This window comes from Myroides odoratus (assembly GCF_001549985.1).
Taxonomy (GTDB): Bacteria; Bacteroidota; Bacteroidia; order Flavobacteriales; family Flavobacteriaceae; genus Flavobacterium; species Flavobacterium odoratum_A.
Genome location: NZ_LROZ01000001.1, coordinates 389885 through 416300, shown reverse-complemented (window position 1 = coordinate 416300; position 26416 = coordinate 389885). Strand labels below are relative to the sequence as shown.

The 26416-nt window shown below is 35.9% G+C and carries 23 protein-coding genes and 3 tRNA genes; 17 read left to right on the top strand and 9 right to left on the bottom strand.

What is annotated here, in order from left to right; genetic code table 11:
* Nucleotides 1-40: 40 nt before the first annotated feature.
* The 3 genes from AWV75_RS01855 to AWV75_RS01845 are packed head-to-tail and all read right to left on the bottom strand — an operon-like array spanning nt 41 to nt 1862.
* Nucleotides 41-1183, bottom strand: a complete 1143-nt coding sequence (locus AWV75_RS01855) for a glutathionylspermidine synthase family protein (protein WP_060872742.1) — start codon at nt 1181-1183, stop codon at nt 41-43.
* A gap of 9 nt (nt 1184-1192) precedes the next feature.
* A complete protein-coding gene (locus tag AWV75_RS01850; protein WP_060872741.1) occupies nt 1193-1564 on the bottom strand; it encodes a hypothetical protein in 372 nt (123 codons plus the stop codon).
* Between the two features lies 1 nt (nt 1565).
* Nucleotides 1566-1862 carry a hypothetical protein gene (locus AWV75_RS01845; RefSeq protein ID WP_060872740.1) on the bottom strand — a complete coding sequence of 99 codons (297 nt, stop codon included), beginning with the start codon at nt 1860-1862 and terminating at the stop codon, nt 1566-1568.
* A gap of 151 nt (nt 1863-2013) precedes the next feature.
* On the opposite strand from AWV75_RS01845, the gene AWV75_RS01840 reads away from it, so the two are divergent.
* Nucleotides 2014-2889, top strand: coding sequence for an AraC family transcriptional regulator (locus tag AWV75_RS01840; RefSeq protein ID WP_060872739.1), 876 nt, complete (start codon nt 2014-2016; stop codon nt 2887-2889).
* A gap of 32 nt (nt 2890-2921) precedes the next feature.
* On the opposite strand, the gene AWV75_RS01835 is transcribed toward AWV75_RS01840, so the two are convergent.
* From AWV75_RS01835 to AWV75_RS01825, 3 genes are all read right to left on the bottom strand, one after another.
* A tRNA-Trp gene (locus AWV75_RS01835) sits at nt 2922-2992 on the bottom strand.
* A 44-nt stretch (nt 2993-3036) separates the two neighbouring features.
* Complete coding sequence (locus tag AWV75_RS01830) at nt 3037-3405, bottom strand: DUF983 domain-containing protein (RefSeq protein WP_060872738.1); 369 nt, start codon at nt 3403-3405, stop codon at nt 3037-3039.
* Nucleotides 3406-3651: 246 nt separating this feature from the next.
* Complete coding sequence (locus AWV75_RS01825) at nt 3652-4377, bottom strand: hypothetical protein (protein ID WP_060872737.1); 726 nt, start codon at nt 4375-4377, stop codon at nt 3652-3654.
* Nucleotides 4378-4971: 594 nt separating this feature from the next.
* Between AWV75_RS01825 and AWV75_RS01820 the strand changes: the two genes are divergently transcribed.
* The 7 genes from AWV75_RS01820 to AWV75_RS01790 all read left to right on the top strand — a co-directional run bounded on the left by AWV75_RS01820 (nt 4972) and on the right by AWV75_RS01790 (nt 10852).
* Nucleotides 4972-5313, top strand: coding sequence for a hypothetical protein (locus AWV75_RS01820; protein ID WP_231737933.1), 342 nt, complete (start codon nt 4972-4974; stop codon nt 5311-5313).
* A gap of 150 nt (nt 5314-5463) precedes the next feature.
* On the top strand, nt 5464-6240 hold the full coding sequence (locus AWV75_RS01815) for a hypothetical protein (RefSeq protein ID WP_060872735.1): 777 nt from the start codon (nt 5464-5466) through the stop codon (nt 6238-6240).
* 205 nt (nt 6241-6445) lie between these two features.
* Nucleotides 6446-7537 (top strand): Fic family protein, encoded by a 1092-nt coding sequence (locus tag AWV75_RS01810; protein WP_060872734.1) that lies wholly within the window; start codon nt 6446-6448, stop codon nt 7535-7537.
* Between the two features lie 89 nt (nt 7538-7626).
* The gene (locus tag AWV75_RS01805; RefSeq protein WP_060872733.1) at nt 7627-8061 is read left to right on the top strand and encodes a hypothetical protein; all 435 of its coding nucleotides are present in this window, start codon (nt 7627-7629) and stop codon (nt 8059-8061) included.
* Nucleotides 8062-8850: 789 nt separating this feature from the next.
* On the top strand, nt 8851-9906 hold the full coding sequence (locus AWV75_RS01800; RefSeq protein WP_060872732.1) for an ATP-binding protein: 1056 nt from the start codon (nt 8851-8853) through the stop codon (nt 9904-9906).
* Nucleotides 9890-10318, top strand: a complete 429-nt coding sequence (locus AWV75_RS01795; RefSeq protein ID WP_060872731.1) for an STAS-like domain-containing protein — start codon at nt 9890-9892, stop codon at nt 10316-10318. The genes AWV75_RS01800 and AWV75_RS01795 overlap by 17 nt, the downstream gene beginning before the upstream one ends.
* A gap of 9 nt (nt 10319-10327) precedes the next feature.
* Entirely contained in the window at nt 10328-10852 is a 525-nt protein-coding gene (locus tag AWV75_RS01790) for a hypothetical protein (protein ID WP_060872730.1), read from the top strand.
* Between the two features lie 326 nt (nt 10853-11178).
* Here AWV75_RS01790 and AWV75_RS01785 read toward each other — a convergent pair.
* Both AWV75_RS01785 and AWV75_RS01780 read right to left on the bottom strand, forming a co-directional pair.
* Nucleotides 11179-11252: transfer RNA gene (locus AWV75_RS01785), tRNA-Ile, on the bottom strand.
* Nucleotides 11253-11275: 23 nt separating this feature from the next.
* A tRNA-Ile gene (locus tag AWV75_RS01780) sits at nt 11276-11349 on the bottom strand.
* A gap of 721 nt (nt 11350-12070) precedes the next feature.
* Between AWV75_RS01780 and rbfA the strand changes: the two genes are divergently transcribed.
* The 9 genes from rbfA (at nt 12071) to AWV75_RS01735 (ending at nt 23993) form a co-directional block, all read left to right on the top strand.
* Entirely contained in the window at nt 12071-12463 is a 393-nt protein-coding gene (rbfA, locus tag AWV75_RS01775) for a 30S ribosome-binding factor RbfA (RefSeq protein ID WP_002989696.1), read from the top strand.
* Nucleotides 12464-12467: 4 nt separating this feature from the next.
* Entirely contained in the window at nt 12468-13673 is a 1206-nt protein-coding gene (locus AWV75_RS01770; protein ID WP_060872729.1) for an ABC transporter permease, read from the top strand.
* Between the two features lie 187 nt (nt 13674-13860).
* On the top strand, nt 13861-16374 hold the full coding sequence (locus AWV75_RS01765; RefSeq protein ID WP_060872728.1) for a tetratricopeptide repeat protein: 2514 nt from the start codon (nt 13861-13863) through the stop codon (nt 16372-16374).
* Complete coding sequence (locus AWV75_RS01760; RefSeq protein WP_060872727.1) at nt 16374-18152, top strand: HSP90 family protein; 1779 nt, start codon at nt 16374-16376, stop codon at nt 18150-18152. Before AWV75_RS01765 ends, AWV75_RS01760 begins: the two co-directional genes overlap by 1 nt.
* Before the next feature lies 1 nt (nt 18153).
* Nucleotides 18154-19233 carry a hypothetical protein gene (locus AWV75_RS01755; protein ID WP_060872726.1) on the top strand — a complete coding sequence of 360 codons (1080 nt, stop codon included), beginning with the start codon at nt 18154-18156 and terminating at the stop codon, nt 19231-19233.
* 2 nt (nt 19234-19235) lie between these two features.
* A complete protein-coding gene (locus tag AWV75_RS01750; protein ID WP_060872725.1) occupies nt 19236-20294 on the top strand; it encodes a hypothetical protein in 1059 nt (352 codons plus the stop codon).
* A 187-nt stretch (nt 20295-20481) separates the two neighbouring features.
* On the top strand, nt 20482-21108 hold the full coding sequence (locus tag AWV75_RS01745) for a hypothetical protein (protein ID WP_231737931.1): 627 nt from the start codon (nt 20482-20484) through the stop codon (nt 21106-21108).
* A 60-nt stretch (nt 21109-21168) separates the two neighbouring features.
* Complete coding sequence (locus AWV75_RS01740) at nt 21169-23643, top strand: EndoU domain-containing protein (protein WP_231737929.1); 2475 nt, start codon at nt 21169-21171, stop codon at nt 23641-23643.
* Between the two features lie 11 nt (nt 23644-23654).
* Nucleotides 23655-23993 (top strand): hypothetical protein, encoded by a 339-nt coding sequence (locus AWV75_RS01735; protein WP_060872724.1) that lies wholly within the window; start codon nt 23655-23657, stop codon nt 23991-23993.
* A gap of 403 nt (nt 23994-24396) precedes the next feature.
* Here the strand turns inward: AWV75_RS01735 and AWV75_RS01730 are convergent, their stop codons facing one another.
* On the bottom strand, nt 24397-25986 hold the full coding sequence (locus AWV75_RS01730) for an ATP-binding cassette domain-containing protein (RefSeq protein WP_060872723.1): 1590 nt from the start codon (nt 25984-25986) through the stop codon (nt 24397-24399).
* Between the last annotated feature and the right edge of the window lie 430 nt (nt 25987-26416).

Sequence of the window (26416 nt, the reverse complement as noted above, 5' to 3'; positions counted from 1 at the left end):
AAAATTAAAAAGCCTAATGAAAAAGAATTAGGCTTCTATGTTATTCAATAATATGGGGTACAAATCTACTTTTGTCTGTGGTAATTCGCTTATCACTTTCTCTAAAGGTAATTCCGCAAGGTTCTTGTCCAATAAGCCAACTACCTAGGATAAAATAACCTTTCCCTTCATTAGGTAAATTAGCTAAGGCTTGACAAATATAACCTTCATCTCCATAATCGCCTTTCGTTGCCTCTACAATCTGATTGTTGATATACAAGGTTACATTGGCTCCTTCGCGAGATAATAAGGGTTTCTTAACGAAGTTTTGCATGCCTTTAGGTTCGTCAAAATACGATTCTAACAACAAGGGATGATTCGGATATAGTTCCCATAAAATGGGTAGAATCGCCTTGTTGGATAGGATCATCTTCCAAGAAGGTTCAATCCATTGCGCTTGGGCCATATCATTAGGGATGTGTAAAGCAAATCGTTCATAGATTAACCACTCCCAAGGATATAGTTTGAAAATATCGGTAATCATCTCATCTTCTAAATCGGTAAATGTTTCACCATCCCAACCAATGTCATCAATGTAGATGAGTTTTGTTTGAATACCTGCTTGGATAGCGCAATCGCGTAAATACTCAATATTCGTTAGGTCCTCTAGGGTTTCACGCATGCAAGAGAAGTGTAATGTACTCCCTTTCAAATGAGCCTTTGCTTCTTTCCACGTTTCGATCAGTCGATCGTGTACAGAATTGAACTGATCTTTTGAGTTGCCAAAATAGGTATTCATCCACTGCCACTGTACTACGCCTGTTTCATATAAAGAAGTTGGCGTATCAGCATTAAATTCGAGTACTTTTAGTTGACGTTCAACTGTGTCATACACAAAGTCAAAACGACCGTAAATACTTAATTCATCATTTTCCCAAGAACGCTCAATGTGCTCGTGGAAGAACAGGGGAATTTGAAATTGATCATATAATTTATTGGTGATGACATGATCCACTGCTTTGAGGCACATCTCCCATAAATCAGCCGTAGCCGCATAGATTTCATCTGCGAAAGATTCGGAGATACTATAATAATAATCTTCGACCCAATACGGGGTATTATGCTCGTCTGTATGATAACCAAAACCGTTTTGTTCCAATCGATCTTGCCAATTGGATTGCGGTGTGATATATTTTATTTGCATGTTTTACAATTAAGAAGACACAGTATTGTTTTTGGCTGTGTTGCCAAAACCACCACGTGCAGTTTGCTTTTTATAAGCGTCAGCTTTAGATGTGTTTGTTCCAACATTTGATTGTGGGGAAATACCAGGGCTAGTATAGCCCATTCCTCCTCCCATCATAGGACGGAAAGCCATATACCATAATAAAGCACTCCCCATACCCATTCCTCCACCGCTACTGCGTTGTTGTTGGTATTGATCTGTTACTTCCGTATAAGGCGCACTGCTGTCTGCACGCATAAAAACGCGTTGTTGTTCTTCTTTCGTTTCAGTAGGTTTAGAACAAGAAGCTAAAGTGGCTGTGATTAAAACTAATGAAACGGCTTTACTACTTTTTTTCATATTATTCTACTGTTACGTAAATTGGTATTTTTTCTAAACTAGTTGGTTGACTATCCCCCCAATCACTAAAGTTTTTAGCAGTGGTGAGGGTGTCTGTTTTTTGTTGCACCATTTTACCATTTACCCAAATCGTTTGCGCTGTAATATGGTAGATGCTATCACCTGAAATTACCGTTTTTAAAGTAACCTCTCGGGCTGATTTTTTATCTAGAGATTCTAAATTTTGTGTTGTTTGTTGTTGCGTACAAGCTGTCGCTAAAAGAGCAATAAAACTCGCTATTCCGATTGCTTTTTTCATTGGAGCAATTATTTTTAGATTGAGTAACAAAGTTTGAAAATAAAATTTGCTTATGCAATGCTTATTTTAGAAAATGAAAGTTCTTGTAAGATAGTTAATTAAATTGGGATGCGAGGGATTTCTTTTTACTTTTGCTACAAAAGAGGAGGGTATGGATGAAATAGCTATTTTACAAATTAATGATATAACGCATAATAATTTACAAACTGATTTTTATGCAAATACACTATCTCAGCATCTTATTGATAATCATAGCCATATTGAACGACCTCACAAGCATAACTTCTATGTAGGTGTTTTGTTTACCAAAGGGGAGGGCATTCACGAAATTGACTTTAATCGCTATGAAGTAAAACCAGGATCAGTTTTTATGTTAGCTCCTGGGCAAACGCACAGTTGGGAATTATCAGAAGATATTGAAGGGTATATCTTTTTTCATACACAGAATTTCTTGGATTTGTATTTATTGAAGGAGACATTACGTGATTACCCGGTATTTCGATCTGCTTTTTATCCCAATCATGTCTGTTTAGATGAGGCGGACACGCAAGTATTGGCTTTTGTTTTGAATCGCATGGTGAAAGAGGTTCGACAAGAACAGTGGAAACGCAACCAGCAGTTGGTGAGCTTGACGCTGTTGTTTTACATTGAAACCAATCGCATTTTGTTGCAAGGAGAAACCTTTAAAACGATTAACAATAACTTGTATGCGAGCCATTTGCAATTGTTTGAGGAATTGATCGAAAAACATTTTGCCGAAGAAAAGTCAGCTGCTGTTTATGCCAATTGGATGAATATGACACAAAAACACTTGAATCGCGTGTGTAAAACAATGGTCAATCAAACAACGACAGATGTTATCCTAGATCGCGTGGTTTTAGAGGCAAAACGCATGATGATTTATACGGATTATCCGCTCAATGATATTGCGTCTAGTTTAGGCTATGATGATTACTCTTATTTCTCTAAGTTGTTCAAGAAAAGAGAAGGAGAAACGCCCAAAGAATTCTTTAAACGATACCAATAAAAAAAGTCCTTACACGAGTAAGGACTTTTTTGCACGGGTGGAGGGATTCGAACCCCCATCAACGGTTTTGGAGACCGCTATTCTACCCTTGAACTACACCCGTTTTTGTTTCAAGTGGTGCAAAGATAAATAACTTTTTGAAAGAAACTATTCTTTTTTATAAAATATGTTTAACCAAATTATGCGGGATAATCGGTAGTTAAAAGTCCAACATAAAAGTAGAACCACTACAATGGCGATAAAGGTTTGAAGGAGAGTAATATGCACATCAAAAAGTGCATTGATGATTAATCTCAATACCATTACCACACACATTTCTGCAACTGTAAGACCATAGCTTACATACATCCCTCCGAAGTAAAAACCTGTTTCTCTATGGAAATTATAATGACAATGAGAACACTCTTTCGTCATTTTAGGCATGCGCATTGTAATGGGATTTCCCTTATCATAGAATAAATCTTCCTTGCCGCAGTTTGGGCATTTTCCACTTAAAACTCTTGATATGTATGACATAAGATAATTTTTATGCAAAGTAAAGTAAAAATACTGAATTGTATAGGTTTTAAAATGCTGTATTTTGGTATAATTCAGACATTTTAGTTCCTGTTTTCGTATTTGTTGTTGTTTTATTTTATCGCTATCGCGTTGATTGTCTTGAAAAAGATATAAAACATTAGGACATTGATACAGGACAATAAAGTCAGGATAAAAAAAACAGCAGTAAACCTTGATTTACTGCTGTTGATTGGGAAAGTAGTATTATTCCGCTGATTGTTCTTCGATATAGGTTGATTCTTCTACCGCTTCTTCACCTTCATTTGTTGTAGTTTCTCTAATGTTCAAATACTTTAAAGGATTAGATGGTGCTTCTCCACTGTAGTAATCATCAAATTCTTTGACCAAGTTCGCAATTTCCTCTAAAGACATTACTTCGCTTTCTTCTCCAGAAGCATTGTAATATTCCATTAGTCTAAGGCGATCTGTCTCATATTTTTTGCGAAGGGTATTTTTTTGAGCCCCATAAATTGCACGATCCATACCGTATTTTCTGTAAATCTCTTTTTGATCCGCTTTATAAACAGCATCCAATGCTTTTAAATCCGCTTTTAAACCGTCATCTTTGATATTAGCTAAGTCTAATTCCACTTTCTTTTGTGCCCAAATAGCCATTTGATCTTTGGTTAATGTGCGTTCTATAAATAGTTGATAGGAATTTTTTACTTTTTTTTCCGTTTCTTTTTTCTCGACAGGTAACATATCTGTTCTGTCGTTTAACGCTTGCAGGTCTCTTTTGATGTATTCGTTTTTTACGACAAAAGAAGCTTCTTGTTTGTGACTTAATCCCAATTCGGCTTTGTGCTGAAGGATGTTCTCTATATCTTTATAAACAATGACATCAATGCTACTTTGGATTACTGGTTTTTTTTGCCCATAGGACACCGAAAAAGCCAATAGTAGAATGGATAGTGAGATAATCTTTTTCATTTCTTTTCTTTATTTCTTTCAGTTGCAAATTTAATATAAAATAATCTTTTTCCTTTCGAAGTGTAGCTAAAAAAGAGCAGGATAAAGCGCTGCTTTTTTTTCGTATTACACTCTGATTAACGGTTCAACTCCAAGGCTATTTTAGAAGCCTAAACCTACTATTTTCTTTTCGTTATGAGGAGATTATTTATCACCTACAAAATTAAACATATGTTTATTAAAAATAGTTAAATTTTTTTAAAAAATTAATTTTCCTAGCGCATATCTTTGTTTTTATTTGTTTTGCTGCTTTCATTGTGTGATATAGTCAAGTTCATTGTTTAAAATAAACGCTAAATCCCCATTTTTGTTTTGTTATTCGTGGCATTTTGTGAAAATATTTCTTTGAATTCTAGATGTTGCCCTCCTCTTATTTTTTTAGATTGTTGTACTTTTCTAAACTTTTATGATAATTAATCTTATTATTGTTATATGCAAGATGTGTGCCTTTTTTTAATTTTAAGGAAAAATTATGATGTAAAGAGAGTCATCTTTCTTGCCCTTTTGGTTTTGGGTTGGTGTGTACCAGTACGAAGTCAGGTATCGAAGCAACAAATGAAAGTGCTACAGCAAGGAACAACAGTAGATTCTATTCGGGTACAGTCCGCTAAAATAGGAGGACTCTTTTTGGAAGTAAAAAGTTATTTTGAAGAATATAGCCCCCAAAAACCTGCGAGTGTTACCCAATTGTATCTACAGGAAATCAACAAAAAAGGAGAGTTAGTGGTGCGCTATGTTTATACCCATGCACTGCTTGAATTTCACGTTGAGACAACACTTACGTATCCCAATGCAAGTAAACAAGTATTTTGGTTGGATCAGTCGCGTCGAGCCCCTTTATTGATTGAAGTAGAACTGCTTTATCAAAAGCAACAGCTACACGTGGACTTATTGTAACTTGCTGAAGGGCATGTTATCCTGCTAAAAAAGAGCGGTGTATTAAGTTAATTTTTTGTATTCGTTGGCTTTATTTTTTGTAATGGCTGGTTTTTTTTCTACTTTGCGTACTCCTAAGGGAAAAATGTACAACAAAAACTCCAATGATTAATGAAAAAGCCAGCTATTCTTACTTTACTTTTGTTAACGATGAGTACTGGTGCATTTGCTCAAATGGCACTAGATCGAATTGACGCAAATCCAAAATGGAAACAATATGACCATTTTTATGAACGTGATGCATCCAGTATATATCCTCATGATCGAATCGAATATGAATTAGAAGATGGTCGAATTAAAAGCTATCGTTTGTATTATAATAATGATGAACTTGGAAAAGTATTTGATGTGTTTTACAATGATCAAGGTCAAGTGTATCAAGAGGTATTGATGTATGATGCGGATCGCGGTCAAGTGCGTGAAGTGGTTTTTGAGAGTTCTTTTACCTATGATGATAAGGGAGTGTTGATTGATGATGGAGAACATACGTATACAAAAATCGTAAAAGGAAGGCCCATGATTGTTACTTCTAGAGAATATTCGGAAGAGTATGAACGTGGATTCAGTACAGTTCGTGCCTATAATGAGAGCGGGACGATTCGCCTGGAAAAGACTACATTTTTTGATGAAGGAGAAAAGAAGATTCGCACAAGTACATACAAATATGATTCTTGTGGGAATGTTAGTGAAGTGAGTACGCGTACAACCATTGCGCCGAACTATACCAAACAGAAAAGACGCAAAAAGGATAAAACACCACCCGTACGCCCTGTTATGGAAAAAGAAGAATTTGCCTATGAGTATGATGGTGATTGTATTTGGACTAAAAAATACAAAGTGGAAAATGGCGAAAAAACGCTTTTACGCGAAAGAGAACTTGTAAAATAGCACAAAAACCAATCAAACTATATTATGTTAAGCTCAATGAATCTATTATTCATTGGGCTTTTTTTTAGCTGATATTTAATGGGATAGAAAAGGATGCGGTGAATAAATCGTTTAATCACCGCATATTTTGCGGGGATTAAGTTGTATATTTACCGCATAATTTGCGGTGAATAATCCAGTTAATCCCCGCATAAACCCAATAATCATGTCAAGTTATATCCATCAACAGCGTAAATGGCCTTCTTTCCAATGGAAAGAAGAAGACTTTATCACCTTATTGAGTGAGGTGAGTAATCTACAAGGTAGATTGATGGGGCGTGTGGAATTGTTGGGTTTTAAATTAAAGGATGAAGCCAATCTTGAAATGCTTATCCAAGATGTGATTCAATCCTCTGAAATAGAGGGTGAAATATTAAATCCTGATCAGGTTCGTTCTTCTATTGCAACGCGATTAGGCTTAGATCAATCTGGAGTTGATTTGGTCGATCGACAAGTTGAAGGTGTAGTGGACATGATGTTAGATGCAACGCAAACCTCAGATAAGATATTGACAGCAGAGCGGTTGTTTGGATGGCATGCGGCTTTATTTCCGACGGGTAGAAGTGGGAGGTATAAAATTGAAGTTGGGCAATGGCGAACGGAGCCCATGCAAGTCGTTTCTGGAGGATTAGGTCGAGAAATTATACATTTTGAAGCACCTCATGCCGATCGTCTATCCAAAGATATGAACTTGTTTTTGCAGTGGTTTAATGCGATAGATTTATTAGATCCTATATTAAAAGCTGCTATCGCTCATCTGTGGTTTGTTACTATACATCCTTTTAGTGATGGTAATGGTCGTATTGCTCGAGCAATCACAGATATGCAATTATCTAAAGCAGATGAAGTAAATCAACGTTTTTACAGCATGTCTGCTCAAATTAAACAAGAAAAAAAGTCCTATTATCAATTATTAGAACTGACACAACGAGGAGATTTGGATATCACTGCCTGGATTATTTGGTTCTTGGAGTGTTTGAAAAAAGCGATTCATTCTTCAAATGTTGTGATAGGTAAGGTTATTCAAAAACATCAATTTTGGATAACCCATGGAGCGCATATTAGCAATGAGAGACAACATCATATTCTTACTAAGTTGCTCGATCATTTTGAAGGTAATTTGACAACTAGTAAATGGGCGAAATTAACGAAGTCCTCTTCAGATACAGCTTTACGCGATATCACAGATTTAGTGGATAAAGGGGTTTTAGTTAAGTTAGGTTCTGGTCGAAATACACATTATGTATTGAAAGAATAAATATTAGTTCTATATTTAAAATCACCCCTTTCTAAAAATAAAACGAAAAGGAAATAAGTACGGATACTTCCTTGAATAAGATAAACATCATGACAGCACAAGAAAATCCAACACAAGATATAAAATTATATACACCGAATGCTATTCGGTTGGCTACTTTTTTAGGAGGGCCTTTAATCGCGGGCTATTTGATTCGCGAAAACTACCTTGCTTTGCAGGAGGAGAAAAAAGCCAAGCAAGCGCTAGTCTTAGGGCTTGTTTCAACAGTTGCTTTTTTTGGTGTACTTTTTTTAGTTCCTACGACGGTTATAGATCGCATTCCCAATTTTATTTTTCCTCTGCTATTTACCGGAATAGTGAGTTGGATTGTAGAAGTCAAGCAGGGGGATATACTGCGAAAACATCAGGAAGAAAATAATGCCTTTTATTCGATATGGCGCGCCGTTGGATTGGCTTTGATTTCCGCTATACTTTTATTTGCTAGTATATTTATACTGGTATTTGTATTGTTTAATTTCTTGTAGAACAATGAAAAAATCGTGGTTAGATAAACTCCTTGTAGCTGTGACTCTCGTAGCCAACCTCGTCCTCAATTTGATACAGATGGGGTTTATGCTTGTAGTGGTACTAGGGGGTCATGTAGTGCATAAACTGCGGAAGAAGTAGTAAGGTTTGTGCTTTGTGAGGTTTATCTATTAAAGAGGTTTTTTTACTTCTCAATAATTGATGAACACATTAGTAAAAGTATTTGCTTTGCTTGAAAGTATTATCCTATTGAATATCTATTAGATGACCTGATGTATTCATTTTTTATGATTACTCCCTATCGAAATTAAATTAACTAGAGAAACTACAATTACAGTATAAGCAATTGTAATGTAAAATTTTTATTTAAGGTGCCTTTTTCTGTTTAATTTTTCTCCTTTGTTCTTGAAGTAATTGATAATGGGTAGTACTTAATAAAAAGTGTGGAACTAAGATTAGTTCTTATCAGGGGTTTGCGACAACCCAACAGCCAGACAGACTCAGCCCACGCCAATATAAGGCACGGGCGTAAGTCTATCGCTATGTTGGCTGTCATCTGAAGGTCGCAATTTCTGATAAACCAATAACGATAGATTACGCTTGTTCGTAATATTTTCTAATACAAATGTAGGGAATTTTTAAAATAATATAAATGTCTTAATTTGTCATTATAGCGATATTTTTTTTAACTTATTTTAAATATAAGTATTTTAGCCTTTTTTATGAGTTGTTATTTAGCTTAGGGCGAATAGAATTAGTACGAATTTAAAAAAGATAATGTATACTTTATGAAATATAATGAGATTAAATTTATTCATAAAAAGCAGAATAAAATTCTTCGTAAGAATAGGAAGAGGCAAAAAAAAATATACAATAAGAATGGTATTAAAATTAAAAGAACCGTTAATATTCCTGTTCCGAACATTTTCTACATGCCCACAAATTTAACTATAAAATCTAATTTAGAAGGTGTTTTAAGAATCTTGAATCGAATTAGAAAAAATAAAAGGTTTGGTAGATTTAAAGGACGAAAATACATCAATATCTCTTATAAAAATGTTGTGGAAGTTGATTATGGAGCACTAAGCCTTATGAAATCTGTTATGGATTCTTTTGGATTAAAACACATTTTTATCCATGGAGATTTACCCGAAAATAATGATGTTAAAAAAATTTTTCTTAGTTCAGGTTTTTTAAATAATTTGTTCGATGGTAAGGGAAATAAATTTGGTAAGATATCAAATACTGATTCAGATATGTTTATTTTTAAATATGGTAAAGGGGAATTAACAATAAATGATAATAGATTATTAAGTGAAAAAATTAAAATGGCTAATAAACATTTAACAGGAAATTATAAGCCATTTTCACCATTAAAGACTATTTTGTTGGAGATTTGTGGTAATTCAATAGAGCATGGAAAAACTAACGATAGGTTATGGTTTTTAGGATTAGAATTTAAAGACAATGAAGTTATATTCACTTTTACAGACTTAGGTGTAGGTATTTTAAAATCACTATACATTAAGTTTTTTCAACAAATAAAGGATATTTTTAGTAGTCGACATACGGTTTTGTTAAATGCATTTAATAAGAAATATGGATCTTCAACTAAAGAAGTGAATAGAAATAAAGGATTACCAGGGATTAAAAGTTATAATGAAAAAGGCTTAATTAATAATTTGATTGTTATAACTAATGATGCTTTTTTAGATTTTGATGAAATAAATAATTGTAAGTCATTTCAAAATGATGTTCAATTTGAAGGAACTTTTTTTCAATGGACATTAGATATAAATTGTATAAATAATATTAGTAAACTAGAAGATGAATTTGAAGATTAAAGAAGATTATGCTGAACTTACAGGTCTTAGACATTGTAATATTAGTAAAAAGTCTGGAGAGGATTTTTATCATACTCTTTTAAATAATAAATTTGCTGAAGCTATTCAAAAAAGAGAAGTATTGATTATTGATTTGGATGATACTGATGGTTACGCTTCATCATTTTTAGACGAAGCTTTTGGTAATCTTGTGTATGATTTTGAACTAGTTAATGTTGAGAAATTTGTTAAAATTATCTCTAAAGATGAACCGCATTGGATAACTATGCTTAGTAAGAAAACTTATAAGGAATGGGAAGATAGAAGGATAAAAGGTGAGGTGCCTAAAAAGACTAATTCGCATAGTCCATGGTATAGATTTATTGATGGTGAAATTCAGAAAAAAAAGTGGATTGTAGAAGTTTCAGAATAATCGATTCTTATGTGTAATTTTATTAAAACGTTTTTTCAAAATTTAGAATCTGGAAATATTGTTGATATTTTCGCAATTATTTTTAATCTTATTTTAGCAGTTTGGGTTATTAATAATTTACAAAATAAGCAAAGTAATCAACGAGCTTTAAAGGATTATTATATTGAAGAGATACGCAGAGTAAAAGAAATGTATATTGATTTTTTCAAAAACTGTCATAGAAGCGACGAACTAACTTGTGTTAGTTTAAAGAAAGATATTAAATATTTGAGTTCTCATTTTCAATATTTGATTAATGATCTTAATGATAATTTGATTAATGACAGTGAGAAAAAAATTGATATAACAAGTATTGAAGAGTTTTTATCTAATTTAGAACAGTCAATTACTGATAGTCAGGAATTTGTTAATAGTTTTGATTCAGGGGCTGAGTTTTCTTTCAACGAAATAACAAGTGTGAATAATATATCAAAACATGAAAGAGAATTAGTTGGAACTATTGGTGTTTTATTACGAAACACAAATTTTTATTAGTAAAATACTACTGTTTGAGTTCACTTCTCTATGAAATTATTAATCATTATGAAGCTTCTATTAATAATTTAATTTAAAGAAATCTACGAGGTCAGAAGGAAAAGTTTGAAAAACAGATGGTTTTTCAGAGCATTTTGAAAAGTGTATCCTAGTGAATGTATATGATATTTTGTATTTCATAAGATACTACATCGTGCTACATAATACCTCGTTTAGTTGTCTCAAGGTAGTTTATTGATTGTGATAATGTACAATTATCATTTCCCCTAACCAACCCCCTAAAAAAAATAAACCCCTCACTACCAAGGTAATGAGGGGTTCTTTTGTGGTCCCACTTGGGCTCGAACCAAGGACTTGCTGATTATGAGTCAGCTACTCTAACCAGCTGAGTTATAGGACCGGCCTATTTGACTGTAATATTTGTGGTCCCACCTGGGCTCGAACCAGGGACTTGCTGATTATGAGTCAGCTACTCTAACCAGCTGAGTTATAGGACCAGTCAAATTGACGATTAGCGGTTGCAATATTACTGCGTATTATTGGTTTTTGCAAGAAATACAACCAAAAAATAATTATTTCCCCAACCTTATTTACTCCTTGATTCCCTCGTTTTGAGGTAACTAATTTGTACTCAGTCCCTTTTTTTACTCCCTCAACTTATTTGTTTTTCGTATTGCCTTTTTTTTATTTTTTTGATCCCTTCATCTGGCTTATTTCAGGTGAATACAATTCCCGGAATGGAAGTCGTAATTCCTTCGTTTTTAGTATCCAATAGCTTGGTGAAGGAGAGATCATTGTTTCTATATGATTTACTGTTCAGAAAGAGATACTGCAGGGTTCCTTCGACCTTCCTTGGAGTTTCCTTGGACTATGCCTCGAAAAAAGGCCTTTTTGTCGAAGGAATCTCCAAGCGAACTCGAAGGAATCTCCAAGCTGATTCAAAAGAATCTCGACTCAACCTCCAATTTGGTCTGGACTACTTCATCAGGCTTCTATTGTTTCAATTCCATGATGGAGCAAAGAGGGCAGAGGGGATATGAAGTCTTTGCTTTTCTCTTTGGATAAAGCGGTTTTGGCTTTAGGATAAAATCAAAGCGTTGAGGTATTCAGACGGAGGAACTTTTCTTTTTCAAGGGAGAAGAAGTAATTTTATCGAACAGAAGCAATTGAAGCGTGAAATATAAAAAAATATGATGCAAAAAATTGTATTTTTGCACCATGGAGACAAATAGACAAAAGAAGATGGGAGCACTTCTACAAAGTGACCTAGTAGATATATTACAAGGAGAAGTGCGCAAGAACGGAATAAGCAATTTGATTATTTCAGTTTCTAAAGTAAATATTACCTCAGATTTATCAATCGCGAAAGTGTTTTTGAGCATTTTCCCAGCGGAACGTGGAAAAGAATTATTGAAAGCAATTCAATCCAATGCACCGCTAATTAAGCACGACTTAGCGCAACGCGTGAAAAACCAAATGCGTAAAGTGCCTGATTTGATGTTTTACGTAGATGATAGTTTGGAGTATATCGATCAAATTGACAAAGCATTAAAAGGAGACGAAAATCCAATTGCTAACCCAGATTTATTAGCGAAGAGAAAGAAAAAGTAAACCGTTGAAGATAGCATTTTACATAGCCAAACGCTATGCTTTTAGTAAAAGCAAGAGCAAAGCAGTTAACGTCATTACGGCGATTGCCTCTATGGGAATCGTAGTGAGTGCTATGGCGATGTTAATTGTATTAGCTGTGTTTAGTGGACTTCGATCTTTCAGTTTATCGTTTACGAACGAATTAGATCCAGAGCTAAAAGCCTTTAGCAAACAAGGAAAAAATTTCGTCGTAAATCAAGCTCAATACCAAGAATTGAGTCAATCACCTCTTTTCTCAGGGGTGGCTCGAGTAGTAGAAGACCGTTTGCTTTTTACCTACAATGAAAAGCAAACCGTTGCTATACTCAAGGGTGTGGATGCGGATTTTCCTAAAGTCAGTCAATTCCCAGAAAAAGTAGAATTGGGAAATTGGATTCAACCTGATTCAGATGAGGTGGTAGTCGGTTTAGGTATGGCTTATTACCTATCCATGGGACTGTTTGATATTGAACATAGTTTGCAAGCCTTGTCAATCAAACCCGGATCGGGTGTGATAAGTAATCCAGAAGATGCTTTTTTACGTACGTATCTTCATGCGGTGGGGATTTATTCTTTGCGCAATGAAGAGTTGGATAGCAAATATGTGTTTTGCGATATTGAACTGGCGCAACACTTACTCAGTTTGGATGAAAATGCCTACACAAATATAGAATTTGCCTTAAATCCAGGGGTTACTGAAAAAGAAGCGATTGCCTTCATTCAACACGTTCTCGGAGATACTGTAGTCATCAAAAATCGAATTCAATTGAACGATAGCTTGTATCGCATGTTGAATACCGAAAATGCAGTAGTCTACTTCATTTTTTTATTGGTTGTGATTATTGCTCTTTTCAATTTAGTAGGAGCATTACTCATGATTATTTTAGAGAAAAAAAACAACATCAAAACGCTCAACGACTTAGGTGTTTCACTGAAACAACTGAAGCGAATTTTCCTTTTACAAGGGTTAATCATCAGTACGGTAGGTGGACTATTAGGGATTACTTTAGGGATTATCGGGGTGTTGATTCAAGAACATTTCGGGCTAATCTTAATCCGACCAGGTTTTGCATATCCTGTAGAATTTAACATCAGCGATATCTTTGTGGTGTTTTTCTCTATTTTTATTTTAGGTTTTATCGCGTCGTATATTGCCTCAACTCGTGTGAATAAAAAGTACTTACACGCGTAGTTTTTCCTTTAATCATCAGAATTATAAGATCATCTTGGCGGTAAACAACTGCTAGGAGGCCTCTTATCTTTTTATTTCTTTCCCTATAAATGGTGATTTTTATTTAGAGAAAGAACACTTTGTAATAATTAACAAATTATGTCGCGGGTGTTTCTTAAATTTGTTTTAATAGAAAAAGAAAAAAATTATGGGCGAGTTTAATGTAAAATACTTGAGCTATATCAGCGAGTTTGCCAATGGGCAAGAAAGTTTAACCCAAGCAGCACAACTGTATTTTGACGCAGACGATTATGCGGATCCTATTCGTTGGTTCAAGGCACATGCACTTTGTATGTTAGCCCAACAAACTGGAAAAGAAGGAACGATATTCCAACAACTATACGAGCAAATTAACGAAGACTCTAATCGCGAACGCAGTAGCTTTTACTTGAATGATAAAGACTATGCACTTTGGTTTGATGATGTGGTTTTACTGAATCAATTATTTATTGATAAAGGATATGCCAAAGCTTATACGTTCATGCATGAATTGTACATGAATGCTCGTTATGGGTTCAAAGATGAAGCTAAAGCAGCGGAATACATCATCAAAGGTTATGAAGCTGGAGATAAAACGGCTCAAGCTTTTGTTGGATACAATACCTATTATGGAAATTTAGGTTTTGAACAAGATGCGGAAAAAGGATTGGCTTTAATTGAAAGCTCGGATGCTCCGGATAATAGAGTTGGGAAGTTATTTGCTTTAAATATTAAATTTCACAGCTGTGGATCTGGAGAAGAGGCTGCAGTTGTTTTGGAACAATACCACGATTTACTTCACGTTGAAAAACGAGGGTTATACGTGTTAGCGGATTATTATTTGCGTGAAGGAGAAGATCAAAAAGCATTAGAAACGTATTTAGAGGGAATTGAACACAACAGTGGGTATTGCAACTATATGTTGGGATTAATGATAAGCAATACGCGTTTTGCTCCTCTAGGATATGAAATTGCACAAGGGGCTCCTTACTTACAAGTAGGTTTTGAACATGGCATCGCTTATGCTGGATTCGTATTAGGATACTATTACCTATACCCAGCGGATCAAAGTGAACCACAATTTGACAAAGCAATTCAAGCGCTTGAAAAAGCGGCATTGTATTGCTCGAATGAGGCCTTGTTAGAATTAGCTATTTTATATCTATACCACAACGATTATAAGAATATAGACAAAGCAATGGAGTATTTAGATCGCGCTATTGCGGCTAAATCCACACGTGCAAGAAATGAAAAAGCTGTTGCTTTACTGGAGCATCAAGACCTTGAACGCAACGTAGAAGAAGCACAGGTACTGTTGCTAGAGTCTATGGAATTAGGGGATGATTATGCTCCTTATCGCCTGGGATATGGGTACCAAGTTGGAGAATTCGGCACAGAGGAAGAGTTTGATAAATGTATTGAATTTTATGAAGTAGCTGCTGAAAGAAACAATGGTTTGGGAATTGAATATGCAGGACGATACTACCGTTACCATGAAACTCCAGATTTAGACAAAGCAATCACTTATTATGAAAAAGGAGTAGAGCTTTTTAATTCAAATTATTGTAAAGTAGAATTAGCGATGATGTTGGAACGCGGCTATGGATTAGAAGCAAATCCAACACAAGCAGAACAATTCTATCAAGAAGCTTTAGATAATAATTATCCATTTGCAGCAGTTCGCTTAGGATATATGTATGAAGATGGATTAGTAGGTGAGGTAGATGCTGAAAAAGCAAGAGCACATTTTGAAATTGCGGCGAATGCAGATTTAGCAGAGGGGATATATCAATTTGCTCGTTGCAACCGCTACGGAATCGGAGGTGCAGAAGATCGCGCCTTAGCTTTTGAATTATTTGAAAAAGCATTAGAATACGGCTATAACGATGCAAACGTTGATTTGGCCTTAGCGTATGAAGAAGGATCAGGAGGCGTTGAGGAGAATGCTGTTAAAGCAGTTGAATATATGACTACTGCAGCCGAAATAGGATTCAGCTATGCACAATATAAACTAGGTTGTTATTACCTCTATGCGTATGGTTTAGAGAAAGACTTAGAATTAGCTAAATATTGGTTAGAGAAAGCCAGAGAAAATGGCTCAGCACTTGCCATGTTGACGCTAGGAGATTACTATTTGTACGGATATGAAGAAGATCAGCCGTATGATTTAGCTTTTCCTTATTATGGAGAAGCAGAACAACGTGGGTATGTTTCGGAAGGATTGGGAATCTGTTATCAATTTGCAATTGGCGTAGAACGCGATGAGAAAAAAGCGTTCCAGTTCTATAAAATTGCAGTAGAACGCGGATATGATGCAGCTTATTTCCGTTTGGGAATGTGCTATTATTATGCAATTGGAACAGAAAAAGATTACGTCGAAGCCTTATACTATTTGAGAGAAGTAGCTGACCGTGGAAACCTTGAAGCTGCGGGGTATGTAGGGGTAATGTTAGTAAAAGGAGAAGGCGTAGCTCAGGAATTAGCAGAGGGTATTGCTTATTTAGAGCAAGCAGCTAATGCGGGGTATGATTCGGCTCAGTATGAATTGGGTAATTGTTATTTAAAAGGAGAAGGTGTAGAGCAAAATGATGAATTGGCTTTACATTGGTACCAACAAGCTGCGGAAAATGGAAATGAAGATGCGCAGAAAATTATTGGTGGCCCAAGAAAAAGAAGAAGATAATGGACAATAAAAAGAATTATCAGTTCCAAGTAAATATGAAAGGAATGATAGAACTGTTGAGCGAACACATTTATAGTTCGCCAACGGTTTTCATTCGTGAATTACTGCAAAATGGCGTTGATGCTGTTACAGTAAGAAAGGGAATTGATGAACGTTTTCAGGGTAAAATAACCTTGTTTTTTGATAAGGATCAGTTGATTTTTCAAGATAATGGCGTGGGCTTATCCCTAGAGGATATGCATCAGTTTTTATCCGTTATCGGACAAAGTTCTAAACGAGGTGAATTAGCCGAGAAAGATCTAATCGGACGTTTTGGTATCGGTTTGCTTTCTTGTTTAGTGGTATCTGAAGAAATTGTAGTAGAATCTCGCTCTTTGTATAAAGAGGAGTCTGTGCGTTGGGTTGGAAGAGCGGATGGAACCTATGATGTAGAAATCATAGAGCTATTGCCAGAAGTAGGAACTCGCGTAATTCTTCAAGCAAAAAAGAACTGGAGAACCCTGTTCAAAAGAGAAGAAGTGAAGCAAAACGTATTGTTTTACGGTAGTGCTTTGCCCATCGAAATAAAATTTATTGAACAAGGCGAAGAAGAAATCATTTCGGATGGAAAGCCCATTTGGATGAATCCCAACGCGTCAAAAGAAGAGTTATTAGCTTTTGGAAAAGAAATATTTAAGACCAAATTCTTAGATGTATTTCCCATTGCTTCAGCAGCAGGTGATATTCAAGGAATGGCTTATGTGATTCCCAATAAGGTGAATGTAACAACGTCTAAAGAGCACAAGATTTTCTTGAAACGCATGTATTTGTGTGATCAAGCGACTAATCTGTTGCCTGAATGGACGTCTTTTGTGCGTTGTATTATGAATTCCAATAGTTTACAGCCTACAGCTTCTCGAGAATCACTGATGAATAACGCCTTGCTCATCGAGGCGAAAAAAGAATTGACCACTTGTTTTAAAGATTATTTGAAATTATTGTCTGTTTCAAATTTGGATAAATTAGAACAGATTATTTCAATTCACCACTTGTATATCAAGTCTTTGGCAGCTTCAGATAATGAAATTCTAAAGTTGTTTGAAGATTATTTGCCTTTTGAAACCAATCAAGGCACGTTATTGTTTAGAGATATTAGAACGAATTATGGTTCTATTTTCTATACGCCTTCTTTGGATGATTTTAGACAAATTCGACGTATTGCAGGTTCTCAAAAGAAATTAGTGATCAATGCGGCTTATAGCTATGAGGCTGATTTAATTCAAAAAATTAAAGCGAGTAATCCAGGGTTGTCTATTGAATTAATAAAACCCAATGATGTATTAAATAGCTTTGAAGAGGCTTCGATAGAAGATGATCGCATTGCAGTTTTTCTGGAGAAGGCCAATAAAATATTAAAAGCACAATACTGTAAAGCAGAAGTAAAGCGATTTGAACCGCAAGATACTACGGCTATTTACATTGCCAATGAAGAAGCTTTGAGTAATAAAAGCATGCAAAATTTAGCACAAAGTGCCAATCCTTTTGCTGCTGCTTTAGGGCATTTCAAAAAGCAAGAAGAAGTATTACCTACCTTGTGTTTCAATCAACAAAATGACTTAGTTTCGAAATTATTGGTTATTAAAGACCCCGAGCTTTTCGAAGCCTTGATTCACGTATTATATGTGCAAGCCTTGATGTTGGGAGGTTATACGATCAACAAACAAGAAATGGATATTTTTAACCATGCCCTATATCAATTCGTAATCTTGGGAATGACTAATTTTTTACCTGAATTTTAAGATGCTACATCGTTTAGAAATACAAAAAATACTGTTGCAAATCCAAGAGGAATATACCGATTCCAAACATTGTATTGCTCAATTGAAACAGGCCATTTATTTGGCAGATAAGCATGCAGATTTGAGTTGGGCCATTGATTTGCGCATCATGTTGATACGCGAAGAACGCTGCTCTTCCTCTTGCATTGAAAGTCCGTTGGCTTTTGCTTGGTTATTGGAACAAGCGCGTTTGCATCCCGATCAATTATCAGAATCTGAGTTTTTGGAAGAATATGAATGGATGATCTGTTCTGCTTATGGCAATGTGAATATTCCCTTGGAACAAGTACATGCTATTGCTGCAGATTTGGAACAGAAGTTAGAGCATTTTAAGTTTTCTAAGCGAAGCTATTATTATACCATGGCGGGTTTTGCCCAACATTTAGGGGATTATGAACTTGGAGGAGCTTATGTAGTGAAAGCAAGAGAAGAGGCTATGGATGATATTTGTGGGGAAGCGGTGGTGTATGACAATGAAATTGAAAGTGCTTCTCGTTTGGGGCATTTTGATGAGGCGATTGCTTTGATGCAACAAATGGAGTACAAAAAAATACGCGATTTCTCCTTGCCTTTTGAAACGTATGTTTCCATGGGGTATTTTATGGTTCGCTATGGAGATGATCGCGCTGCGGTATATTTAGAGAAAGCCAAAGAAGAATTTACACAATTACCAGAAGTCAATAGCTCTTTGCTTTATGGGTTAACGCGCTTGATTTACGCCTTACACCTACTAGGAGATGAAAGTCTTTGGCATTACTATGAAATTATCGCAGGTTGGGATATGGATGCCGAAGATGACTTGAAACTGATGTTGAGTCGACATATGATGTTTGTCCTAGACCAAAAAGAGAAAAAACAATTAACGCTATCGCCAGGAGTTACCTTCTATCAAGAAGACGGGTGGTATGACCTAAAGGAATTGTCAGCGGCTTATAAAGCAAGTGCATATGATTGGGCTCAGCGCTTTGACATCCGAAACGGAAATACTGCTGCTCAAGAGGAGATCAAGCGAATGGAAGAAGAAAATAAAAGAAAAAAATAGCTATGAATTACAATTTAGAAATCCAGAAAATCTTGCTTAAGGTAGAAGGATTAAAGAGTTTAGAAGATAAGATTGTTGCTTTGAAAGAAGCCATACAATTGGCCGATCAGCACAATGATATAGATTGGGGATTTGATTTGCGTTTGGATTTAATCCGCCAAGAACGCAATACTTCGCGTTGTAATGAGAGTTTTCCAGCTTTTGCTTGGATTTTACACACCAGTGATGCTAATGAAGATTATTTCGATGAATCTGAATTCTTATGGGAATACAAATGGATGTTTTGCTCGGCTTACCGCAGTGCTTTAATTCCGTTGGAAGAAATTGAAAAAATTGGGGAAGACTTGAAACGTCGCTTAGTGAAAAATGGATTCAGTACCCGTGCGTATCACAACGTGATGACGGGATTGGCTTTTCATTTGCGCGATTATGATTTGGCAAAACAATACATCGACGCGGCAAATAGCGAGTTGGTAGATGATATGACGAATTGTTCGGCTTGTGAATTGGATACCGAAGTAGAATTATTGCTTTTCCAAGGAAAACTCGAAGAGGCAATCGTGAAAGCTCAAGACTTAATTCACAAGAAATTGACTTGTTATTCGATGCCGTTCCAGACGTTTTGTAGCTTGACTTACTATTCTTGGTTAGCCGGAGATATAGCAGCGGCAGAGCAGTACTTCAATAAAGCGATTGAGGAATACGAAGCACACGATCAATATGATAGTTCTGTGGGGTATTCGATGGGCTTGTTGATGTCGTATATGAATGCAATCAACCACCCAGAAACTTGGTCGTTCTTTGAACGTATCGCAACATGGGATATTGAAGCAGAAGATATTCACCGCTATAATTTTGCGCGCTATATGATGCCGATTATGAAACAAGGAGGAACAAAAACCTTGCAACTTTCTCCTCAATTGCCGTATTACCAAGAGAATGGGGTATATCAGTTAGCGGATCTATACACCCACTTCAAAGCACAAGCAGAGGCCTTTGCTTCGCGTTTCGATGCGAGAAACAAGAATGCGAATTACACTACGGAAATTGCCGCATTGTAATAAAAAAAACGAATGAAATTTTTCGTTGTGGATAAAAAATAAACCAAAGGGGAGCATGTTGATGCTCCCTTTTTTTTGTGAATTACGCTTCACCAACCCTATTGTGCTCACGTACGGCATGTCACCCTGACGGAGGAAGGGTCGCATCCAGCGCTTCTTTAATCTTGTTTTTGACAAGCGTTGATAAATGGATGCGATGCTTCCTTCGTCAGCAGGACATATGGTGTGCGGAAAAACAATTGCAGATTTTGCCGTACAACAAAATAAGGAGCTAGAAGCTTATGCCAGTTTAGCGAAATTCATGGAACAAGCTTTTGAATGGGAGGCGATTTCTTACAATTTCTATCCTTTTTATTGGGGAAGCAAAGGACATTGGGCGGATTTATATACTTATGACGAAAGTGATGATCCTATTTTCAGAAGCTTTATGCAATCGGGAATGGCTCGTGTTGTGGCAACCGTGCGTCCAGGCTTTGAGGAAGCCGTACAGTTGTATATGAGTACAGGAAAAATATGGAATGGAGGTGAAATACCTGTGATTGGCGATGAGTTGTACCTGTCGTTGATTGATGAGGTACGCCAAGCAGAAACCGTAAAAGAAGGGAAAGCATGGATTACGCGTATTCCGACTTCACTGACCATCTTACAAGCGAAAAGTGCTGGTCTAGAAGTAGAAAAAGCCTTACCGTGTAACTGTGATGATACAGCAGATTTTGAAGACCCGTCTCAAGTGCCTTGTAGTGATGCATTTGTACTCAATGATAATTTAATCGGTGGAGATACGGGGCCTGAACCAGAGTTTGTGAATCGTTAGTAAAAAAGTCTAATAGCTATTTCGGTTTTTAAGCCGAAATAGCTTATACGAAGATAGTTTATGAATAATTTTAATAATTTCTCACGGGATGTTTGGAAAGAAATGCGTGAGGGTACTGCTTTTGAGCAACCTGTGCCTGATACAGGTGAGTATAAAGCAGATTTCTACGGGTCAAAAATAGGAGAAGGAATTAAATTTCCACAGTTAATCCGCTTTCTACATGATACTGTTGTTGACAGTAGCCTTCTTTTTAATTGGACAGCATTTGCAGCACCCTCTTCTTATACTTCGGTTAATGTGAGAGATGGTGAGGGAGGCTTTATACCCAGAATCAATGTGATAGCACATAATGTACCTTTTGTTTATACCAATGAAAATAACCAAAAGATTGAAGTAGCCATTGCTGCATTATTGAATAAAAGAATAGATTATCTAGAAGAAGGATGGGCATTTATGTTGCATCTCGACCCTATAAAAAATTATATAGCTGGTAGCCTGTGTTTTTATTATGAAAACACGGAAAAGTATAGAAAGAATGCCTCTGATACGATAGATATCAATGATTTTAGAATAGCAGAAAAATATATTGCAGTGAGTTTAACAAGTGAGGACTTTACTGATTTTTGTGCTTTGGTTGAAGTAATTGCAGGAAAAAGAGAGGCTAACTATGTCCGACAGCAAATAGCAAAAAAGTATGTTCAAAAGATTTTAGGTGCAACTAGTGCTTCAGAACTTAAGTTTTTATACGAAACTATTCCTGATTTTGCTTTTGAATGGATACGGCCATTCCTGGAATTTAAACTTGTTGTAGAACATCTTAGTATTTTGAAAAGCTACGATGATATGGGGTATTTTAGCGCTTTTAGGGATAGTAGTGGAGCGATAATTAATTTGTTACGCGTTCTAGGAGATAGCAAGTTAGTCTACCATCTATTTCTAAATAATCCCATATTGGTCAAGGAATTATATCAAAATATGGATGGTGTTTCTACTATTGATGGTATAACACAAAAAAATCGGATGATTTTTGCTGACTTTTTATATGCGTTGAGTTTAAGTAATCAATACCAAGGAGCAATAAAGACAGGGGCTGTATTTAAAATTGGAGCGGATTATAAGCTAAATAGCAATGTGCTAGCTCGTTCGGATAAATTTAAGGACAAGATTTATTTGCAGCAATTAGTAGGGGAAAAGGAGAAGAAAACACTAACTCCTTTAGAGGATATTCCGCGATATAAGGAGCAAATAGAAGTAGATATCACTACTTACACAGCTGAAAATGAAGGTACTTATTATGATCCTTTAGCGGCTGTATTGCTGATGAATATGGATGAAAGGGAGGGGATACCTTATCAAGTACCCGCTATTTATGTAAAGGCAATAGCCGATGAAGAAGAATGGCAAGATATTGCTTTAGTACTGCGTATAGGAGGTAATGTGCTAGCAATTGTATTAGGTATTGCCACATTAGGCTCTGGTAGCCCGCTTTTAATAGGGTTAGGTCTTATTGATATTTCCTTAGCCACAACAGATACCTTGATTGCTGTGAGTCAAGATCCTTTAATGCAAACAGAAGAGGGGAGGGAATTCTTAGCAAATTGGGAAAAGATATATTTAGCGGGAAGTATCACTGCAGTAGGACCTCTACTTGTAAGTAGTGTATTTACCACAGGAGTAAAATTGCTAAACAAAGCAATTACTACAACGACAAAAAACTTTCTAAGAAGTAGCTTATTGCGTTTAGTAATGGAATTAAATATTCCTAACTTTACTACGCATACACTTACTGTACTCACTACAAGTGAAGAAGTCTCCCGTACCACGTCGACCGTAATTCGAATGAGTGAGGTTAGTCGTTTACAAGAAGCGGGTGTGTTGTTTGTTAAAGGTGAGATGGTTGGTGGAAAAGCTGGTAAAGAAGGTCTGGTTGTCGTTTATAAAGGAGAAGTACTCGCTAGTGGAGATGCTAAAACGGTAAGAAATAGTTTAGATGAGGTTTTTGGAGCTAAGAGTAAGGAACTTGTAACTAATTTAGAAAATAGTTATCTACGTGTAAATGCTTTGAGGAGATGGGGAGATAAGATAGATCCTACTTTTTATAATCACTTAAATGGTGAGTTTAATACGTTATTAATAGAAAGCCATCGAACAGGTTATAAAATGGAAGTATTAGTTTCAGAAGGGGGGCACAGTTCAGCAGCAATAGGTAAAACAATTAGACTTAAAGGCAAACCGATTCCTAATCCTCCAAGAGTTAATCAGCCGTATAGAACCAGAATTTATGTAAAATACAGAGATGGCTGGTTAGAAAAAGAAGCAATGAGTTCTATGTTTCCAAGTAATTGGGATTTAGAACGGATTAAACAAGAAATAGCTTTTGTTTATGAAAATACTGTGGCGAAAGGAGTAGGACAAATTCCTAAAAAAAAGAAAGGAATATTAAATAAGTTTATTGGAGAATCAACAAGTAGATTTGATATAGTTCTAGAAACTGATGACTATGGGAAAATTTTAAATGCTTATCCAAAAATGTAAAATTTAATAATATGAAATATAAATTTTCGAAGTATAAGATATCTAATTCTGTTCTGTATGATATAGATGTTGAAGATGATGATTTTTATCCAATCACCTTATTAAGGTTTTCATATTGGACACCACAAATTATTCAGCAACTGATAGATGGAATCCTTTCTACCAAAGATACGGATAAAGAATATAAATATCAGACGGAGGGAGACGATTTGTATATATATAGTAATGACTATGGAGTTCAGTTTTTTGATTTGAATAGTCAACAAAAAGATGCAGATTTGATTTTACCTCACGACACTTTTATTGATTTTCTAAAAGATTTTAAAGATTTTGTAGAAGCGAATAGTTAGGTGTTGGAACTGTATAACCATTAGAAAAATAAAAGGGATAATTTTTCAAGCTTTATAGAAGAGTAGGATAGGTCTGCTTTTATCTTATAGGATTGCTATCTTGTTTTGACATTCTATGAATCTCCATTTTCTTTTGATTTTTTTTTTAGGAGCTGTCTTTTTGTAGGAATGCTCTTTAGTTTGAAAATCAATTATTTATCCTTTTTTAACTGTACCGCACTCACACGCGCGATGTCACCCTGACGGAGGAAGGGTCGCATCCAGCGCTTCTTTAATCTTGTTTTTGACAAGCGTTGATAAATGGATGCGAAACTTCCTTCGTCAGTAGGACATATGGTGTGGTAAGGCTGCTTTTCTTTTTGTTAGCATTAGCATTTTTGTGCTATTTCCCCTCAAATAAAAATTACATTTCAATGACGCGATTGGGTTGAATCGCTTGACGTAAATTGATATCGTGGGAGACAAATACAATGGTTCCTTGGTATAGGTTTAGTGCTTGATACAATCGTTCTAAGCCAAAAATATCTAGGTTATTGCTCGGTTCATCCAATAGCAATACATCAATAGAAGGCAAGGAAAGATTCAAACAACAAACAGTTAAGCGCAGGCATTCCCCACCACTTAATTGCATAATTGGTTTGGCCCAGCTTTCAGGTCGAAAACCATATTGAAATAAAGTGTTTTTTAAACTAGCTTCATCCAGTAAGTTGCGGTTAAATGCTTGGGCTTGTTCTAGTATTGTTTTGTGCTGATTGAGTAGGGTATAAAACTGATCCAAGTAAACCATATTGGGAGTCAATCGCTCAACCTGCCCTGTAGTAGGTTGTAGATTTCCTGCTAATAGATGCAATAACGTGGATTTCCCAGAACCATTTGGTCCCTCAATTAAAAGGCGTTCTCCACTTCGAATTTCTAGATTTAAGGGAGTTGACCATATACCTGCTACTGTTGCGTCATATTGATAGTTGACTTCTTTTACCTGAAACAACACCTTATTGGGATGTAAGTGCGAAGGGTTGAAGTTCAAATGAAAGGGTTTGACTTGTTCCAACTGATCTTTTAACTCCCAAAGTTCGCCTTGTAGTTTTTGTTGTTTTTCTACTTGTACTTCTGTGCTTTTCGCACTGCTATTTTCTGCTGCATTTTTTAGTGTATTGACAACAATCTTAGGCAAACCGCCTTTTTGCTCTGCCTTTTTGTGTTGACCTACTGCTTTTTGTTGCTTTTGAAGTAGTTTCTGTTGGTCTGTTTTTACTTGACGTAAATCCTTAGAAAGGGTATCAATGCGATGTTGAAGGGAAGATAATTCCTCTTGTTTTTGTGTGTTGTAAAAGTCATAATTGCCTTTGTACGCTTGAATCCCTTGTGTGGTAATTTCAAACGTAAGCGATTGTCGATTTAATAGTTCGATATCGTGACTCACGATAAGTACTGTGCCTCTGTATTGATCCAAAAAGTCAAACAACATTTGTCGCGTAGCTTGATCAATGTGATTGGTTGGCTCATCTAGCAGGAGTATATCCGGTTGATGGATGTGAATGCAGGCAAAATACACGCGCATCTGTTGTCCTCCACTCAATTGGTGCATGGGAAGGGCCAAATCCTTTCCTTCTAGTTGCCAGTATTGAAGTGCTTGTGCAATATTTTCTTCAATTTGCCAATCATCATCTAAGTCAACATAATCCTGTTCTTCTACAGAGCCTTGTAAAATGCGATGTAAGGCTTGTAGTTTTTTATCTGTTTGTAAGGCTTCCTGAATGGTTTGCCCCGTCATTTGATTGGTGTTAATTTGAGGTAAATAATAGGCTGTACCACCGAGCTGAATAGCTGGGAGTGATGTAGTAGCAATAAGCTTCAATAAGGTACTTTTACCTGTTCCGTTTGCACCAATTAGATTGGCTTTTTCTCCTTTGTTCAGCACAAGGTCAACCTGGTGAAATAAAGGTGTTTTATCCGAATGTTCGTAGGATAGATTTTTTATAACGATAGACATAATAATCAAATGTAAATGAATGAGTAATATACTATTGTGGCCCGTACACCACTACTCACGGCATTGGAGATGAATTCACATAAATAAATAAGTATTGTGGCTCTAGGGAAGATAGATGCCATTAGAAAATGTTTGCTCTTACAAGTTGAAAACAACTCGTATTACTAAAACGAAATACTTATTTATAATTTCATCGGATTATTTATTCGTTAATACTAGGACAAAGATAGGGATTTATTTTTATTGAGAAATCGGAACGAGGTGAAAATCGAAACGAAGATTCATCGAACACCAAAGCAAATGTAAAATAGGTGAGATAGAGGGTGAGGTGGTGAGATGGTGAGGAATCGGAACGAAGTGAAGATTCATCGAACACCAAAACAAGTATAAAATAGGTGAGATAGATGGTGAGGGGGTGAGGGGGTGAGGG